This window comes from Falsiroseomonas sp. RANM36 (assembly GCF_056682175.1).
The window spans coordinates 301339-318489 of record NZ_JBWXTD010000004.1 but is presented as its reverse complement, the minus strand read 5'-3'; the positions used below and the strand labels follow the sequence as shown (position 1 = coordinate 318489).

Here is a 17151-nt window from a genome sequence, read left to right as displayed (position 1 = left end):
GCATCGGCCGCACCGGCATCACCTACGGCACGCATCTTCACCTGGAGTTGCTGGAGAACGGCCAGCATATCGACCCCGGTCGATCGGAACCTGCTCTATCGCGGTGGGCAGGGAAGCAGGCCGAAGGCGGGCGCGGGGTCCATATGCTGGCCGTTCTCCAGCAACTCCAGGTGAAGATGCGTGCCGTAGGTGATGCCGGTGCGGCCGATGCGCCCGATCCGCTCGCCGGCGGCGACGCGGCGGTGGCCGCCGGCCAGCCGCGGCGCCACCGTGCCGAGATGGGCGTATCGCGTGATGCGCCCGTCGGCGTGGCGCAACTCGACCTCCAGCCCCACGCCGGCGCGCGTGGTGCGTCGGATGGCGATCACCTCGCCGGCCGCCGCGGCGCTCACCCAGGCGCCGGCGGGGGCGGGTATGTCGATGCCCTGGTGGAAGCGGCTGGCGCGCGGCCCGGCGTCCGTGCGCGCGCCGAAGCGCGAGGAGATGCAGGCCGGCGAGAGCGGTGGCTGGAAGCTCACCGGCTCCGCTGCCGCGGCGGCCGCGCCGAGGCAGGACAACGCGCCGATCGCGCGCAGCAGCGACGGCAGGGGCGCGGCCGGGCGCGTCAGGGACATGCCGCGCATCCAGCATGACGGCGCCGCGATGCACAACAGCGCGGCGACGCTCCGCTGCGTCGCCGTGGCCGGCCCGTTCCGCCCTCCGACGTCTCCTGGAGCCGGCGCGCGGCCCGCCCGCCAATCCCGCGGGTGAGGGTGCGCGCTACGCCGGCGCGTATTTCCCGCCCGTCTGCTTCGCCAGGACGCCGGTCGGCGGCGGCGTCTCGCCGCGCTCGCGCAGCTTCTCGGCTTCCTGGTGCCGCGTCGCGCGGGTCCAGCTGCGCTTCAGCTCGTCGCGCACATGCACGCGCAGCGTGCCGAGGTTGCCGACCGCGAGTTCGATCACGTCGCCGTCATGCAGCGCGGAGAGGCCGCGATGGTTGGTGCCGGTCGCCACCACGTCGCCGGGCTCCAGCGTGTGGATGCTGCTGAGCCAGGCGATGCATTTCGGGATCTTGTGCGCCATGTCGCTGGTGTTGAAGGCCTGGCGCACATCGCCGTTGATGGTGAGCCGGACATCGAGGTTCTGCGGGTCGGCGACCTCGTCGGCCGTGACGATCCAGGGACCCATCGGCGCGAAGCTGTCGCGCGACTTGGCCTGGAAGAAGACGTTGTTGGCCGGCGGCATGCCGCGCGCCGAGCCGTCGATGAAGTTCATGTAGCCGAAGACGTGGCTCATCGCCTCGGCCTCGCTGACGTTCGCGGCGCGCTTGCCGATGACGAGGGCGAGTTCCGCCTCCGCCTCGAACACCAGGGCGGGGATGTCGGGCAGCACCATGGTGTCGCCCTGGCCGATCACCGCGCTCGGCGACTTGTGGAATGCGTTGATCGGCGGCGGCGCGGGCAGCGTGCCGTCCTCCATGTAGTTCACCGCCATGCAGTCGATCTGCCGGGCGCGCGGCAGCGGCGCGCGCAGGCGCACCGAAGCGAGCGGCTTGGCGGCGGCGCCGGCGACATGCGCCTCGAGCCTGGCGCGATGCGCCGCGAAGTCGGCGATCAGCGCCGGCATCAGGTCCTGCGTGTCGCGATGCGGCAGGCCGGTCAGCAGCGGCGTGACGTCCACGATGCCGTCGCCCTTCAGCACGCCGAGCCGGTAGTCATCGAAATAGGTGAGGCGCATGCGTTTCCCCCGGAATCGGCCTGAGCGGTGATGCCTGCCGGTCCGCCCGGCCAGCCGAAGATGACCGCCGCGACATCCGGTCACCGCCGATGCGGCCCGAGGCTAGGAGCCGCCTCCGCGGGCCGTCAAGCGGCGCCTGGCGGGCTGCCGCGGGCGGGAAGCGGCGCCTGAAAATGGCCAGTTGTCCACTTTCGCGGCTCCGCTATGCTCAACCCCAACAAGCCAAGAGTGGAGGAACGTCGTCCATGAGCATCAACGCCACGACTCTGTCCCGGCGCGGCGCCCTCGGGCTGCTCGCCATGCCGCTTGTCGCACGCGGCGCCGCCGCGCAGGGCCGCGCCCTGCGCCAGGTGGTCTTCGTGCAGCCGAGCCCCTCGGCCATCAACTCCTACCCGGTCTTCGTCGGGATGGGCGAAGGCTACTTCCAGGCCGAGGGCCTGACCGTGCGCTCGGAGGCGGTGAACGGCTCCGGACCGGTGCTGCAGGCCCTGGCCTCCGGCCAGGCGCAGTTCGGCCGTCCGGGGCCGGCGCCGCTGTTGCGCGCGCGGGCGCGCGGGGTGGACGTGGTCTTCCTCTACAACTCGCTGCCGCGCAGCTCCTTCGGCATCCTGGTCCGGCGCAATGCCAGCTACCAGAGCCCGGACCAGCTGCGCGGCAAGGTGATCGGCGTCGGCACCGCGGACGGCGCCGAGGTCGGCTTCGCGCGCGGCATCCTGAACGACCTCGGCATGCAGGAGCCGCGCGACTACCGTTTCATTCCGGTGGGCGACGGCGGCCCGGCGGTGGCCGGCTTCATGCGCGGCGACATCGAGGCCTATGTCGGCTCCACCGCCGATGCGGCGATCCTCACCTTCCGCGGCATGCCGGTGCGCGACATCACGCCGGAGCGCTACCAGACCTTCTTCGGCAACGGCTACGCTGCGATGGGGCCGTTCATCAACGAGAACCCGCAGGTGGTGGAGGGCTTCGGCCGCGCCCTGGTGCGCGCCACGCGCTTCACCAACGACCCGGCCAACCGGGACAAGGTGCTGCGCCACCTCGCGGCCGGGAACCCGCAGGAGATCGAGAACCGGAACTTCGCCAATGCGCTGCTCGACCAGGTGCTGGAGAAGGGCAAGCCGCACGATCCTTCGAAGGGATGGGGCTGGCAGGACCCGGCGCATTGGGCGGCGTGGCACCAGAGCCTGGTGGCCAGCAAGGAGCTGGAGGCGCCGCTGCCGAACCTGGAGGCGGCCTATACGAACCGCTTCGTCGAGGCCTGGAACCGGACCTGACATGTCGGCCGCACGCCTAGAGGCCCTCGCCCCGTCCGGGCTGCGCGGCCGACCGGTCTATGAGCTGCGCGGGGTCAGCAAGACCTATGCGCGGCGCAACATCCAGGCGCTCGGCAGCGTGGACCTGACGCTGACCGAGGGCAGCTTCTCCTCGGTGATCGGCGCGTCGGGCTGCGGCAAGTCCACGCTGCTGAAGATCATGGCGGGGCTGGTCCCGCCCTCCGCCGGCCGGGTGACGCTGGCGGGCAGCCCGGTCACCGGCCCCCGCCGCGACATCGGCATGATGTTCCAGCAGGCCACCCTGTTCCCGTGGAAGACCGCGCTCGAGAACGTCGTGCTGCCCATCGAGATCCGCGACGGCAAGGCCGCGGCGCGCGCCAAGCAGGGCGAGGCGCGGGCGCTGCTGGAACTCGTCGGCCTCAAGGGCTTCGAGAACGTCTATCCGAGCGAGCTCTCCGGCGGGATGGCCCAGCGCGCGGCGATCTGCCGCATGCTGATCACCGAGCCGGCGGTGCTGCTGCTGGACGAGCCCTTCAGCGCGCTGGACGAGCTCACGCGCGACTACATGAACATGGAGCTGCAGCGCATCTGCATGGCGCGCAACGCCACCGCCTTCCTGGTGACCCACTCCATATCGGAGGCGGTGATCCTCTCCGACACCGTCTACGTGATGTCGCCGCGGCCCGGCCGCTTCGTGGAGGCGGTGGAGGTGGACCTGCCGCGGCCGCGCACGCTGGAGATGATAACCACCCCACGCTTCGGCGCGCTGGTGGACCGCATCCGCAGCCATCTCGACAAGGGGTCCTTCCTGTGAGCGAGGCAAGCCTGCGCGCCGGGCCTGCGCCCGGCGACACCGTCTGGGTCGAGCAGGTCTCCTGGTTCGACCGCATCCCGCGTTCGGTCGCGATGGCGCTGCTGGCGGTGGCCTTCATCGCGATCTGGCACATCGTCTCCACCGTCGGCATCGTCTCCCCCATCATCCTGCCGACGCCGGCGGAGACGCTGCGGCACCTGCTCTTCGTCGGCGAGAACCTGGTCACCGGGGGCTACATGCTGGGCTCGCTCGTGATCACGCTGCAGGAGCTGGTCATCTCCTTCGCGCTGGCGATCGCGATCGGCTTCACGCTCGGCGTGCTGGTGGGCGAGACGGCCTTCGGCGAGCGCGCGGTGATGCCCTATCTCGTGGCGCTCGACACCATGCCGAAGGTCGCCTTCGCGCCGATCTTCATCGCCTGGCTCGGCTTCGGCATCGAGAGCAAGGTCGCGCTGGCCACCTTCATCGCCACCTTCCCGATCGTGGTCGGCACCGCCGCCGGGCTGCACGCGGCGGACGAGAATGCGCGCATGGCCTTCAAGACCATGGGGGCGACGCGCTGGCAGACGCTGGTGAAGATGAAGCTGCCGATGGGCCTGCCGCAGTTCTTCACCGGCCTGAAGATCGCCTCGGTCGGCGTGATGGCGGGCGTCATCACCGGCGAGTTCCTGGGCGGCGGCAAGGGCTTCGGCGAGCTGATCCGCGTGGCATCCACCAACCTGGACACCGCGCGCGTCTTCGCACTGATCCTCTATCTCAGCCTGCTCGGCCTCGCCACCTTCGGACTGGTGGTGTGGCTGGAGCGCAAGCTGGTGTTCTGGCACCGATCGAGCGTGCGCGCCGCCGGGTAGCGGCGCCGCCGCCGCATCAATCGGGACGGATGCCTGCTTCCGCGATGATCGCGGCATAGCGCGCGGTGTCCGCGCGGAGCAGGTCGGCGAAGGCGGCGGCGTCGAGCGGCGCCGGCTCCTGGCTGATCCGGCCGAGACCCTCGGCCGCCTCGGGCGTGGAGAGCCAGGCGCGCATCTCGGCATCGAGTCGGCGCAGCGGCGCGTCGGGCGCCGCGGCCGGGGCGAAGAGCCCGAACCACACGCTGCCGTCCAGCGGCGGCAGCCCGGCCTCGGGCAGCGCGGGCACATCCGGCAGGAAGCGCGACCGCTCCGCCGAGATCGCTGCCAGCGCGCGCAACTGGCCGCCGCGCAGCGGACCGCCGAAGACCGTCAGATCTGCCAGCGTCATCGCCACGCGGCCCGAGACCAGGTCGCCCACCGCTGCCGGATAGGCGCGGTAGGGCACATGCACCAGGTCGAGGCCGGCCGCGCGCCGGAACTGCTCGGTGGCGATATGGCCGACCGTGCCGTTGCCGTTCGTCGCATAGGTCAGCGGCTCGAGCGCGGCGCGCGCCGCGGCGATGAACTCCTGGACGGTCAGCGCCGGGTTGCCCGCGGGGACGAACAGGAAGAAGGGCAGCCGGGCGACGCGGACCACGGCCCGGAAGTCGCGCAGCGGATCATAGGGCAGCCGCCCGGCGAACAGCGTGGGGTTGATCGCCATCACGGAGTTCGAGGCAAGCAGCAGCGTGTATCCGTCGGGCGCTGCCCGGGCCACCGCCTCCGCCGCCACGGCGCCGCTCGCGCCAGGCCGGTTCTCCACCACGAAGGGCTGGCCGAAGGCCTGGCCCAGCCTCGGCAGGGCCAGGCGGATGGCGACATCGGGCGCGCCGCCGGGGGCGAAGGGGGCGATGATCCGCACCGGGCGCGTCGGCCACGACTCCTGCGCCTGCGCAGCCCCGGCAGCCAGCGCGGCCCCGGCCTGAAGCGCGACGCGGCGCGTGAATCCCATTCCGGTGCGGCCCATCCGTTTCCTCCCGATCGCGCGGCTTCGGCGCGTTCACCGCACGCTGGCAGCGCGGCGTCGCTGCCGTCAACCGGATGGTGCCGCGGCCGGGCCGGGCGGGCTCAGAAGCCGCCGCCTGCATCCAGCCAGGCCTGCTCCGCCGGCGTGCTCGCGCGGCCGAGCGCGGCGTTGCGGTGCGGGAAGCGGCCGAAGCGGCGGATCACCGCCCGGTGCCGCCAGGCATAGTCGATCGTCCCGCCCGGCGCGCGCATGGCCGCGACGTCGCGCATCCCCTCGAACAGCGCGACGGAGAGGTCCTGGTCCGCCAGCGCCTCGCCATGCTCGAAAGGCAGGTAGAGGAACATCCGCTCGGTGGGCGTCAGTTGCAGGTCCAGGCGGTCGCGCAGCACGGCCCGGCGCGCGACCGCGCGGGCGTGCTCGTCCGACGCGAAGGCCTCCGCGCTGCCGCGGAACAGGTTGCGCGGGAACTGGTCGAGCAGCAGCATCAGCGCCAGCGCGCCCCTCGGCGTGGCGCTCCAGGCGTCGAAGGCGCCCTCGCGCGCCGGCACGACCAGCGCCCCGAAGCCGTCGCGGATGCTCGCGTCGAAGGCGTCGTCCTTCACGAACCATGCCTGGCGGAAGGTGTCGGGGCCCTCGGCGAACCAGAAGGCGAGAAGGCGTCCGGTGTCGTCGGTCATGCCAGGGCGCGCTCCAGCAGGCGGATGGAATGGATCGCCTCGCGTCCCGCGAGGTCGGCGATCTGGTGGCGGCAGGATGTGCCGTCGGCGACGACGAATGCCGCCGCGCCCGCCTTGCGGAGATGCGGCAGCAGCGAGAGCTCGGCCATGGCCCGGCTGACCGGCAGGTTCTTCGCGTCATAGCCGAAGGCGCCCGCCATGCCGCAGCAGGAGGAGGTGATCGGCGTCACCTTCAGCCCGGGGATGCGCGTCAGCGTGGCGACCGCGGCGGGAAAGGCGCCGAAGGCCTTCTGGTGGCAATGGCCGTGGATATGCGCCTCGCCGGCGATCGGCTTCAGGCGGAGCGGCGCCTTCGTTTCTGCCAGCCACTCGGAGACCAGCATCGCCCGCGCCGCCAGCCTGTCTGCCGCTTCGCCCGGGACGAGCACGAGAAACTCGTCGCGCAGCGTCATCAGGCAGGAGGGTTCGAGGCCGAGAACGGGGCTCGACCAGGGCGACAGCGCCTCGATCGTGCGCCGCGCTTCCGCGCGCGCCTCCGCCACCATGCCGGCGGCCAGCCAGGTCCTGCCATCGTCGAGCGGCCGCGGGCCGCGCGGCGGGCGCGCCACGGCGGGATCGGCGCCGGCGGCGCGCAGCACGCGCAACGCGGCGCGCAGGTTCTCGGGCTCGAAGTAGCGGTTGAAGAGGTCGGGCAGCAGGATGACCTCGCCCGCGCGGCCATCGGGTTCGCGGCATTCCCAGTCGTGCAAGGGGTTGTGCCGGAAGCGGGGCAGGGGGCGGTCGGCGAAGCCGAGCAGGCGTGGCGCGCCGGGGATCATGGCCGGCCAGTTGACGACGGGCGCCAGCATCGCCGCGAAGGGCGCCCAGCGCGGCATGGAGGCGATCAGGCGGTCCTTCAGCGCGACGCCGCGCAGCGCGTTGCGGGCGTTCGCCGCCTCCACCTTCATCTTCGCCATGTCCACGCCGGTCGGGCATTCGCGCTTGCAGCCCTTGCAGCCGACGCAGAGCGAGAGGGCATCCGCCACCTCGTCGGAAGCGAGCCCGCCGGGGATCTGGCCGGTCAGCGCAAGGCGCAGCGTGTTGGCGCGCCCGCGCGTGACATGCTGCTCGTCGCGCGTCGCGCGGTAGGACGGGCACATGGTGCCGGCATCGAACTTCCGGCAGGTGCCGTTGTTGTTGCACATCTCGACCGCGCCGAGCAGGCCGCCCTGCGGACCGGGCCACGCGCTCCAGTCGAGCGCGGGCGTGATCGCGGGATCGGCCGCGTAGCCTTCGTGGTACCGAAGCAGGCTGCGGTCATCCATGCGCGGCGGATGGACGATGCGGTTGGGGTTGAGCAGGCCGTGCGGCAGCGCCTCCGTCGCCGGATCGAAGCTTTCCTTCACCGCCTCGAAGGCGCGCACGATGCGGGCGCCGAACATCGGCTCGTGGAACTCGGACCGCACGATGCCGTCGCCATGCTCGCCGGAATGGCTGCCCTTGTACTCGCGCACCAGCGCGAAGCATTCTTCCGCAATCGCGCGCATCTTCGTCACGTCTTCCCCATCCTTCATGTTCAGGACAGGACGAACGTGCAGGCAGCCGACGGAAGCATGCGCATACCATGTGCCCACGGTGCCGTGCCGGGCAAAGACCTCGTTCAGACGTTCCGTGTAGTCGGCCAGGTCGTCGAGCGCGACGGCGCAATCCTCGATGAAGGAGACCGGCTTCCCGTCGCCCTTCATGGACATCATGATGTTGAGCCCGGCCTCCCGCACCTCCGCGACCTGGGCCTGGAAGCCGGCGTCCGTCACGCGCACGACCTGGCCGGGCAGGCCGAGGTCGCCCATCATCTCCTCCAGCCGGTCCAGCGCGGCGAGCAGCGGCGCGTCGTCGTGGCCGTGGAATTCCACGATCAGCAGGCTGTCGGGCTCGCCGATCACGATCCTGTCGATGGTGCTGCGGTAGATCGGGATGGAGCGGCCGAGGTCGATCATCGTCCGGTCCACCAGCTCGACCGCTTCCGGGTCGAGCGTGACCAGGTGCCGCGACGCCTCCATCGCGCGCCGGAAGCTCGGGAACTGGCAGATGCCCAGCACCTTGCGCGGCTTGATCGGCCACAGCCTGAGATCCAGCGCGGCGGAGAAGGCGAGCGTGCCCTCGCTGCCGACCAGCAGGCGTGCCAGCGAGGCGCGCCCGTGCGCGCGCGCATCCGGCGTCAGCGCATCCAGGTTGTAGCCGCCGACGCGTCGGAGTTGCGCGGGGAACTTCGCCGCGATCTCCTCCGCCTCCCGCACGCCGATCGCGCGCAGCTTCGCGACGAGGTCCGCGACGGAAGGCGGCACGTCGGGGCCGAGATTGTCGGGCAGTTCGCCGAAGCGGAACCGCGTGCCGTCGGCCAGGATGGCGTCGATGGCGCGGACATTGTCGGCCATCAACCCGTAGCGGATGGATTTCGAGCCGCAGGAATTGTTGGCGGCCATGCCCCCGATGGTGCAGCGCATCCAGGTGGAGGGATCCACGGGATAGAACATGCCGCGCGGCTTCAGCGCCTCGTTCAGCGCGCCGAGCGTGATGCCGGGCTGCACGATCGCGGTGTCGCCCTCCACGGCGATCACGTTCCGCAGGTATTTCGTGCAGTCCAGCACCAGCGCGCGATTGACGGTCTGGCCGCATTGGCTGGTGCCGCCGCCGCGCGGCAGGACTGGGATGCCTTCCTCGCGGCAGATCGCCATCGCGGCGACGACGTCCTCGGCGTTGCGCGGCACCAGCACGCCGACCGGCTCCATCTGGTAGATCGAGGCGTCGGTGGCGTAGCGGCCGCGATCGCCGGGGGAGAACAGCACCTCGCCCTGCGTCTCCCGGCGCAGCCGTTCGGCCAGCCTGCTGTCCCCGATCCTGGCGCGCCCGGCGATGGCGTTCATGCCCGTTCTCCCCGCTTCGGGCCGCGGATTAGCGAAGGGTTGGCCGCAGGTCGCATCTATAATGCTCATCAATCCAACGGGGGTTACTCATTGGCAGACCGCATTGCCGGAGGCTAGACACCCGCCAGCAAGAGGATCGTTCCATGGCCTATTTCCAGTCCAAGCCCACCGCCGGCCGCCACTTCCTGCAGATCCCCGGCCCCACCAACGTGCCGGACCGCGTGCTGCGGGCGATGGACAACCCTACCATGGACCATCGCGGCCCCGATTTCGGCAAGCTCGGCAAGGCGGTGCTGGAGAAGGTCAAGGCGGTCTTCAAGACGCAGGGCCATGTGGTGATCTATCCGGCCTCCGGCACCGGGGCGTGGGAAGCGGCGCTGGTCAACACCCTCTCGCCCGGCGACCGGGTGCTGATGTGCGAGACCGGCTGGTTCGCGCATCTCTGGCACGAGATGGCGACGCGCCTGCAGCTGGTTCCCGACTACATCCGCACCGACTGGCGCCGCGGCGCCGATGTGGCGGCGATCGAGGCGAAGCTGCGCGAGGACAAGACCCACAGCATCAAGGCCGTCTGCGTCGTCCACAACGAGACCAGCACGGGTGCGACTTCCCGCATCGATGAGGTTCGAAAGGCGATGGACGCCGCGGGCCATCCGGCGCTGCTGCTGGTGGACACCATCTCCTCGCTCGCCTCGATCGATTACCGGCACGACGAATGGGGCGTGGATGTCACCGTCTCCGGCAGCCAGAAGGGGCTGATGCTGCCGCCGGGCCTCAGCTTCAACGCGGTGTCGGAGAAGGCGCTGAAGGCCAGCGAGACGGCCAGGCTGCCGCGCGCCTTCTGGGACTGGAAGCCGATGATCGCGGCCAATGCGACCGGCTACTTCCCCTACACCCCGGCGACCAACATGCTCTATGCGCTGGACACGGCGCTGGACATGCTGCTGGAGGAAGGGCTCGACAACGTCTTCGCCCGCCATGACCGCCATGCCGAGGCGACGCGCCGCGCCGTGCGCCATTGGGGCTTCGAGATCCAGTGCGCCGAGCCGCGGCACTATTCCTCCGCCCTCACCGCCGTGCGCCTGCCCGAGGGCCACAGCGCCAATGCGCTGCGCGCCACCATCCTCGAGAAGTTCAACATGAGCCTCGGCAACGGCCTCGGGCAGCTGAACGACCGGGTCTTCCGCATCGGCCATCTCGGCGATTTCGGCGACCTGCAGCTGGTCGGCACGCTGGGCGGCGTGGAGATGGGTCTGAAGGCCGCCGGCGTGCCGCACAAGGCCGGCGGCGTGCTGGCCGCGATGGACTACCTCAACGGCAACGCGTGAGCCGATGGCGGCCCCGCGCCGCGGCGTGATCCGACAGGACCACGCCGTGGCCCGATGCGGCGCTAATCCGCGCGCGCGCCGCTCGCCTGCACAAGCGGCACCCACAGGGCGATCTCGCTCTTGAGGAAGTCGGCGAAGCGCTGCGGCGTCCAGCCGCGCATCGCCGGCGTGCCCATCTGGTCGAAGCGCTCCGTGATGGCGGGCGTGGACAGCGCCTGCTCGATCGCCGCCGCCATGCGCTCCACGATGGGCGTGGGCGTGCCGGTCGGCGCGTAGATGCCGTACCAGGAATAGGCCTTGTAGTCGCCGAGCCCGACCTCGCGCGCGGTCGGCACCTCCGGCGCGGCCGGGCTGCGCTCGTCGGTCGCGACGAACATCAGCCGCGCCGTGCCCGCGCGATGGAACGGCGCGAGCAGGGAGGGGATGTCGCTGGTGAAGGCGATCTCGCCCTGCTGCAGCGCCAGGAAGGTCTGGCCCGGATTGCGGTAGGTGACGTGCTCCGCCGTCGCGCCGATGCGCGAGAGGAAGGCGGAGGAGGCGATGTGCCCCGAGGTGCCCGCGCCCGCGCTGCCATAGCTGAAGCGGCCGGGATTGGCGCGCAGCAGGGCGATGAACTCGGCCGCGCTGTTCACGCCGAGCCGGCCGGAAGCGGCCATGCCGATCGGGATGAAGACCGTGGGCGCGACGCCCACGAAGTCGCGCACCGGATCATAGGGCAGGCGGCTGCCGTAGAGCGGGATGGCAAGCGCCATGTTGGACACGGTCGCCAGCAGGAAGGTCTCGCCGTTCGGCGGCTGCTTGGCGACATAATCCGCGCCGACCGTCCCGCCGGCGCCGACACGGTTTTCCACGACCACCGGCTGGCCGAGGATCTCGGACAGGCGCGGCGCCAGGACGCGGGTGGTGATGTCGGTGCCGCCGCCGGTGCCGAAGGCGACGACGATGCGGATCGGCCGCGTCGGCCAGGCCTGGGCCACGGACGGGCGGGGCAGCGCGGCGGCAAGCGGCAGGGCGAGCGCTGCGCGGCGGGGCAGGGTGGGCATGATGGGGAACCTCCGCGGTCATCAAAGCGCAGAACGCGCGGGTTGACACTCCCTTCACGTCCGCGCCGGCCCGGCCTTCCCTTCGGCTGGCGAAGCCCCACCATGAAGGCATGGCCGAGGTCTTCCTCAACCGCATCGCCACCGCCGTGCCCCGGCACGAGGTGCATGGCGCCTTCCGCGCCTTCGCCGCCGGGCAGGTGCAGGCGCGCGACCGCGCCCTCTTCGCCCGCATGGATGCGCGGGCGGAGATCGCGCGGCGCTGGTCCGTGCTGGAGCCCTCGGAGCCCGAGGGCAGCGGCACCGCCTGCGGCTTCTACCGCGCCGGCGCCGCCTTCCCGACCACCCGCGCCCGCATGGCCCGCTACGAGGCCGAGGCGCCCGGGCTGGCGGATGCGGCGCTCGCCCGGCTCGGCTTCGCCGCCGAGGCGCCGCGCATCACGCATCTGGTGGTGGCGACCTGCACCGGCTTCGTCGCGCCCTTCCTCGACCGCCACCTTGTCGAGCGCCACGGCGTGCGGCGCGGGGTGGAGCGCACGCTGGTCGGCTTCATGGGCTGCCAGGCGGCGATCAACGCGCTGAAGACCGCCTGGCACATCGTGCGCAGCGATCCCGGCGCGCGCGTGCTGGTGATGTGCCTGGAACTCTGCACGCTGCATCTGCAGGGCAGCAGCGCGCTGGAGCAGCTTCTGTGCTTCCTGCTCTTCGCCGATGGCTGCGCCGCGGCGATCGTCAGCGCGGAGCCTTCCGGGCTGCAAATGGACGGTTTCTCCAGCGCGGTGCTGCCGGAGGCGGCGGAGATGATCACCTGGCGGATCGGCGACGACGGCTTCGACATGACGCTCTCGGGCCTCGTGCCGATCACGCTCGCCCACGCGCTGCCGGACTGGGAGAAGGCGATGCTGGACGGGCTTCCCGCGGCGGAGGTGGATCTCTGGGCCGTGCATCCGGGCGGGCGCAGCATCCTCGATGCGGTGGAGCATGGCCTCGCGCTGCATCAGGGCGCGCTGGCGGAAAGCCGGGCGGTGCTGCGCGACCACGGCAACATGTCCTCCGCCACCGTGATGTTCGTGCTGGCGGCGATGATGCGCCGCGCGCAGGCCGGGCAGCGCGGCTGCGCGCTCGCCTTCGGGCCGGGCCTCTCGGCCGAGGCCATGCGCTTCCGCGCGATGTGAGTCATGCCGCGCATCCTGGCCGATGAGATCATGGACGATCCCGCCCAGTCCGAAGCGGACTTTCGGGCGGCGCTGGACGGTCTGGAGACGCTGAACCGCATCACCTTCGCGCATGCGCCGCTGCGCCGGTTTCTGGACCAAGCGGTCTCCGAGAGTGGCGCGTCCGCGCTCTCGCTGCTCGATGTCGGCGCTGGGGGCGGCGACGCGCTGCGGGCGGCGGCGGCATGGGCGAAGCGGCGCGGCGTCGCGCTCGATCTCTGGGGACTGGACCGCAGCCCCTGGGCGGAGCGCCACGCGGCGGAGCGCGGCACGCCGGCCAGCTGGCTCACCTGCGACCTCTTCGACCTGCCGGATGAGCGCCGCTTCGACCTGATCACATGCAGCCTCTTCGCGCATCACCTGGACGATGCGACGCTGCTGCGGTTCCTGCGCTGGCTGCCCGCGCATGCGACGCGGCGCTGGCTGATCCTGGACCTGCACCGGCACCGCATTCCCTGGGCCGCGGTCTGGGCCGGCACGCGGCTGATGCGGATGCATCCGATGGTCACGCATGACGGTCCGGTTTCCGTGATGCGCGGCTTCACGCGCGACGACTGGCGGCGCCTGCTGGGGGAGGCCGGCGTGCCGGCGGAGCTCCGCTGGGTCGCGCCCTTCCGCTGGGCCGTCTCGGGCCCGGGCGGATGAGCGGGCCGGTGATCGTCGGCGGCGGCCCGGCGGGTGCGGCGGCCGCGATCGGCCTGGCGCGCGCCGGGCTGCGGCCGCGCCTGCTGGAACGTGATGGCGTCGTCGGCGAGAAGGTCTGCGGCGAGTTCCTGGCGGAGGATGCGGCGCGCCGGCTGGGCAGCCTGGGCGTGGATCTGCCCAGCCTCGGCGCCGTGCCGCTGCGTCGCGCGCTGTTCGGCGCCGGAAGCGCGCAGGCGGAGATGCGCCTGCCCTTCGCCGCCTGGAGCCTGCCGCGCGCGGTGCTCGACGCGGCGCTGCTGCGGGCGGCGGCGGCCGCCGGCGCGACAGTGGAGAGGGGCGTCTTCGTCACCGCGGCGCAGCCCTGCGGCGGAGGGTGGGAACTGCGTCTCGGGGGTTCCGAGACTCGCTTCGCGCCGACCCTCATCCTCGCCACCGGCAAGCACGAGTTGCGCGGACTGGCGCGCGTGGCGAGCGGCGGCGCGCTGGGGCTGAAGCTGATCGTGGCGGGCGATGTGCCGGCAGACGCCGTGGCGGTGCTGGCGTGCTCCGGCGGCTATGCCGGGCTGCAGCCGCGCCCTGGCGGCGGCGCCAATCTCTGCGCCGCACTGGATCCGCGCGCGCCGGGCGTGCCGGAGGCTGCGCGCTCGGCCGCGGCGCTGATCGCGCATGTCGCCGCCGGCTCGGCGCTGGCGGCGCGGCTGCTGGCCGGCCTGCGGGCCGAGACGGCGCGGCCGATGGCGGTGGCGCGCGTGCCCTATGGCTTCCTGCATCGCGGCGCCGGGCCGTTCCGCGTGGGGGATCAGGCGGCCGTCATTCCGTCCTTCTGCGGCGACGGCGTCGCGATGGCGCTGCTCTCCGGCGCGCGCGCCGCGGAGGCATGCCGGCGTGGCGAGACCGCGGCGCTCCACCATGCCGGATTCGCGGCCTCGGTCGCCGGCGGGATGCGCGCGGCGGGCGTCGTGGCGGGCCTGGTTCGCCACGCGCCGCAGTTGATGGTCCGCGGCGTGGGCTGGCTTCCCGGCATGGCGGGCGCCGTGGCCCGCCGCACGCGTCTCGGCTGATGCTGCCCCGTCACGCCACCGCGCAGCGCGCCAGGATGGCCGGATCGGGATCGCAGCCGAGCCCCGGCCCCTGCGGCAGGGCGAAGCCCGCGCCCTGCGGCACCACCGCATCCCCGAACGGGCCGGGATCGAGGTCGAAGAAATAGGCCTCGACCGGCGTGGTCGGGGACAGCGCGGCCAGCACCTGCATCGTCGCCAGCAGCGCCGGCCCGAAATAGGGCGAGTGCGGCGCGAAGCGCGCGCCGTGGTCTCGCGCGATCTCCGCCACGCGCAGCAGCGCCGAGACGCCGCCGATCTTCGCGACGCTCGGCTGCACCACGTCCACCGCCTGCGCCATGCGGTCGAAGTCCAGGATGCTCGCCGCGTTCTCCCCGCAGGCGATCACGCGGCCGCTGTCCCGGCGCAGTGCCGCAAGCGCGGCGTAGTCGTCGGGCGGGAAGAGCGGCTCCTCCACCCAGGCCAGAGGCATGTCGCGCAGCTCCTCCAGGATCGCGCGCGCGCCCTCGGCCGACCAGGCGCAGTTCACATCCACCATCAGCGCGCCGTCGCCGCCCATGCGGGAGGCGGCGGCGCGGATCTCCGGCACGCGGATCTCGTGCAGCTTGATGGCGCGGAAGCCGCGCGCGAGGGCTTCCTCGGTGTCGCGCGCCACGGCGTCCGGCGCGCCGTAGCGCGGCAGGCTCGCATAGGCGGGCAGCGCCGCGCAGGCCGCGCCGCCCAGCAGGCGATGCAGCGGCAGGCCCGCCGCCTTGCCCTTGATGTCCCACAGCGCCGTCTCCAGCCCCGAGACCGCGTGCAGGAACGGGCCCGACCCGCCGAGGCCGTGGAAGCGGCGGGTGATGGCCTCCGCGGTGCCGGCGGGATCGAGCGCGTCGAGGCCGATCGCACCGGGCCCGACCAGGCGCCGCAGCGCCTCGCGCACCACCGGCCAGGAGTCGTAGAGGCCGAAGCACTCGCCCCAGCCGACCAGCCCGCCTTCCGCCTCCACCCGCACCAGCAGCGTGTCGAAGGCGCGGCGCGGCACGCCGGCGAGGGTGGGCGTGGCACCGCGGTGATGCACCGCCTGGCGATAGACGATCGGCTCGAGGGCGGTGATTCGGCGCATGAGCCGTGCTCCTTCCTGGTGTCTCCGCGCCGGATTGGCACGCTTGCGCCGCGCGGAACCGGCAACTGGATCGGATCGCAAGGGGTTGGAAGCGGTCGGCACCGCGAACCTTCCCGGCGGACGGACGGCGTCAGGCCGGCGGGGGGCGCGGGCGCCGATGCGCGACGGCCTCCGACGGATCGCTGCCGGGGAAGATGAAGGCGAGTTCGTACACGCCGCCGGCGTCCTGCCCCGGGACGTCCTGGCGCAGGAAGCGCCGGGCCGCCCATGCCAAGGCCTGGTCCGCCGCGGCGCGCTGCAGCGCTTCCAGCAGCAGGACGAAGGCGAAGTCATCCGGTGCGCCGCTGCCCGGCGCGCCCACGCGAAATGCCGCCATCGCACCCTGCCCGTCGGCGCGGCGGCCGAGACGTGCAGCCACCACGCCCGGCTGACGCGCCAGGGCGGGCAAGTCGTTCAATGCGCCATCGTCGGGCAGGCGGAGCACGGCCAAGGCGCCGCCGATGCCTTCGCCGCAACTGCCAAGCGGCGCGCAGGGTGCGCGCAGGAAGTTGCGAAAATGCTGTCGCATGGCTGCCGACCACGGGGTCGGGTTCTCGATGAGGTCACGATACTCGGGCGTCTCGAGGCAATCGAGCCCCGCCAGCTCGTACAGCGTGAACCACCGGTGCGTCGGATGGTCCGGCGCGACATAGCGCCGGCCGCTGCGGAAGCCAGGCACCCCCACGCGTTCCGGCACATGCTCGCGCGTATGCCAGGCCTCGTATTCGGCTTCGTGCCCATGCGCCAGGTCGTTCCAGATCCCCAGGAAGGCGGTGCCGCTGCCCATTCCTGCAGCATGCGGAAGACGGCCCGGCATCGCAATCGACCCGGCCGCGGCTTTCTGACTTCGGCAAAACTGCGTTAGCCTTCCGCCCGCGGCGGCCGGCATGGCCCTGGGGATCGCATCGGCATGAGCGCAGGCTGGCGGATCGGCTTCGACATCGGCGGCACCTTCACCGACTTCATCCTGGCGGATGCGGCGGCAGGCTCGATCCGCCTGCACAAGTGCCTCACCACGCCGGCCGACCCCTCGGTGGGCGCGCTGGCCGGGCTCGAGGAGGTGACGGCGGCCGCCGGGATCACGCTGGCCGATGTCTCGGAGATCCTGCACGGCACCACGCTGGTGACCAATGCGATCATCGAGCGGCGCGGCGCCAGGCTCGGCCTGATCACCACGCAGGGCTTCCGCGACCTGCTGGAGATGGGCAGCGAGCAGCGCTACGACATCTACGACCTGTTCCTGCAATATCCCGAGCCGCTCGTCGCGCGCCGCCACCGCCTGGAAGTGCCGGAGCGGCTGGATCGCGAGGGCCGCGTCGTCATCCCGCTCGACGAGGCGGCGGTCGAGGCTGCGGCGCGCAGGCTGGCGGCCGACGGCGTGCAGGCGGTCGCGATCAGCTTCCTGCACAGCTACGCCAATCCCGACCACGAGCGCCGCGCCGCCCCGGCCCGGGGGCCGCCCGCGCCCCGGGGGGGCC

The 17151-nt window shown here is 72.2% G+C and carries 16 protein-coding genes; 8 read left to right on the top strand and 8 right to left on the bottom strand.

Annotation, left to right across the window (positions count from 1 at the left end):
• Positions 1-95: 95 nt before the first annotated feature.
• Both AC1MIR_RS15290 and AC1MIR_RS15285 read right to left on the bottom strand, forming a co-directional pair.
• Complete coding sequence (locus AC1MIR_RS15290; RefSeq protein ID WP_480029051.1) at positions 96-614, bottom strand: M23 family metallopeptidase; 519 nt, start codon at positions 612-614, stop codon at positions 96-98.
• Between the two features lie 145 nt (positions 615-759).
• On the bottom strand, positions 760-1716 hold the full coding sequence (locus AC1MIR_RS15285) for a fumarylacetoacetate hydrolase family protein (protein ID WP_480029050.1): 957 nt from the start codon (positions 1714-1716) through the stop codon (positions 760-762).
• A gap of 245 nt (positions 1717-1961) precedes the next feature.
• Between AC1MIR_RS15285 and AC1MIR_RS15280 the strand changes: the two genes are divergently transcribed.
• The 3 genes from AC1MIR_RS15280 to AC1MIR_RS15270 are packed head-to-tail and all read left to right on the top strand — an operon-like array spanning position 1962 to position 4655.
• Positions 1962-2990 (top strand): ABC transporter substrate-binding protein, encoded by a 1029-nt coding sequence (locus tag AC1MIR_RS15280; RefSeq protein WP_480029049.1) that lies wholly within the window; start codon positions 1962-1964, stop codon positions 2988-2990.
• Position 2991: 1 nt separating this feature from the next.
• Entirely contained in the window at positions 2992-3804 is an 813-nt protein-coding gene (locus tag AC1MIR_RS15275) for an ABC transporter ATP-binding protein (RefSeq protein WP_480029048.1), read from the top strand.
• Positions 3801-4655, top strand: coding sequence for an ABC transporter permease (locus tag AC1MIR_RS15270; RefSeq protein ID WP_480029047.1), 855 nt, complete (start codon positions 3801-3803; stop codon positions 4653-4655). The genes AC1MIR_RS15275 and AC1MIR_RS15270 overlap by 4 nt, the downstream gene beginning before the upstream one ends.
• Before the next feature lie 16 nt (positions 4656-4671).
• Here AC1MIR_RS15270 and AC1MIR_RS15265 read toward each other — a convergent pair whose 3' ends face one another.
• From AC1MIR_RS15265 to AC1MIR_RS15255, 3 genes are all read right to left on the bottom strand, one after another.
• Complete coding sequence (locus AC1MIR_RS15265; protein WP_480029046.1) at positions 4672-5661, bottom strand: Bug family tripartite tricarboxylate transporter substrate binding protein; 990 nt, start codon at positions 5659-5661, stop codon at positions 4672-4674.
• Between the two features lie 101 nt (positions 5662-5762).
• Positions 5763-6338, bottom strand: coding sequence for a DUF924 family protein (locus AC1MIR_RS15260; RefSeq protein WP_480029045.1), 576 nt, complete (start codon positions 6336-6338; stop codon positions 5763-5765).
• On the bottom strand, positions 6335-9241 hold the full coding sequence (locus AC1MIR_RS15255) for an FAD-binding and (Fe-S)-binding domain-containing protein (RefSeq protein ID WP_480029044.1): 2907 nt from the start codon (positions 9239-9241) through the stop codon (positions 6335-6337). The genes AC1MIR_RS15260 and AC1MIR_RS15255 overlap by 4 nt, the downstream gene beginning before the upstream one ends.
• Before the next feature lie 143 nt (positions 9242-9384).
• On the opposite strand from AC1MIR_RS15255, the gene AC1MIR_RS15250 reads away from it, so the two are divergent.
• Complete coding sequence (locus AC1MIR_RS15250) at positions 9385-10569, top strand: pyridoxal-phosphate-dependent aminotransferase family protein (RefSeq protein WP_480029043.1); 1185 nt, start codon at positions 9385-9387, stop codon at positions 10567-10569.
• Positions 10570-10631: 62 nt separating this feature from the next.
• Here the strand turns inward: AC1MIR_RS15250 and AC1MIR_RS15245 are convergent, their stop codons facing one another.
• Positions 10632-11612: a Bug family tripartite tricarboxylate transporter substrate binding protein gene (locus AC1MIR_RS15245; RefSeq protein WP_480029042.1), complete on the bottom strand. Its 981-nt coding sequence runs from the start codon at positions 11610-11612 to the stop codon at positions 10632-10634.
• Between the two features lie 110 nt (positions 11613-11722).
• Between AC1MIR_RS15245 and AC1MIR_RS15240 the strand changes: the two genes are divergently transcribed.
• The 3 genes from AC1MIR_RS15240 to AC1MIR_RS15230 are packed head-to-tail and all read left to right on the top strand — an operon-like array spanning position 11723 to position 14529.
• Positions 11723-12784, top strand: coding sequence for a type III polyketide synthase (locus AC1MIR_RS15240; protein WP_480029041.1), 1062 nt, complete (start codon positions 11723-11725; stop codon positions 12782-12784).
• Between the two features lie 3 nt (positions 12785-12787).
• Positions 12788-13468, top strand: a complete 681-nt coding sequence (locus tag AC1MIR_RS15235; RefSeq protein WP_480029040.1) for a methyltransferase domain-containing protein — start codon at positions 12788-12790, stop codon at positions 13466-13468.
• On the top strand, positions 13465-14529 hold the full coding sequence (locus AC1MIR_RS15230; protein ID WP_480029039.1) for an FAD-dependent monooxygenase: 1065 nt from the start codon (positions 13465-13467) through the stop codon (positions 14527-14529). The genes AC1MIR_RS15235 and AC1MIR_RS15230 overlap by 4 nt, the downstream gene beginning before the upstream one ends.
• Positions 14530-14539: 10 nt before the next feature.
• Here AC1MIR_RS15230 and AC1MIR_RS15225 read toward each other — a convergent pair whose 3' ends face one another.
• Together AC1MIR_RS15225 and AC1MIR_RS15220 are read right to left on the bottom strand one after the other, a co-directional pair.
• Positions 14540-15634, bottom strand: coding sequence for a mandelate racemase/muconate lactonizing enzyme family protein (locus tag AC1MIR_RS15225; protein ID WP_480029038.1), 1095 nt, complete (start codon positions 15632-15634; stop codon positions 14540-14542).
• 130 nt (positions 15635-15764) lie between these two features.
• Positions 15765-16562: a hypothetical protein gene (locus tag AC1MIR_RS15220; protein WP_480029037.1), complete on the bottom strand. Its 798-nt coding sequence runs from the start codon at positions 16560-16562 to the stop codon at positions 15765-15767.
• Positions 16563-16583: 21 nt separating this feature from the next.
• Between AC1MIR_RS15220 and AC1MIR_RS15215 the strand changes: the two genes are divergently transcribed.
• Positions 16584-17151 (top strand): hydantoinase/oxoprolinase N-terminal domain-containing protein (locus tag AC1MIR_RS15215; protein ID WP_480029036.1); only part of this gene is annotated, 568 nt, incomplete at its 3' end.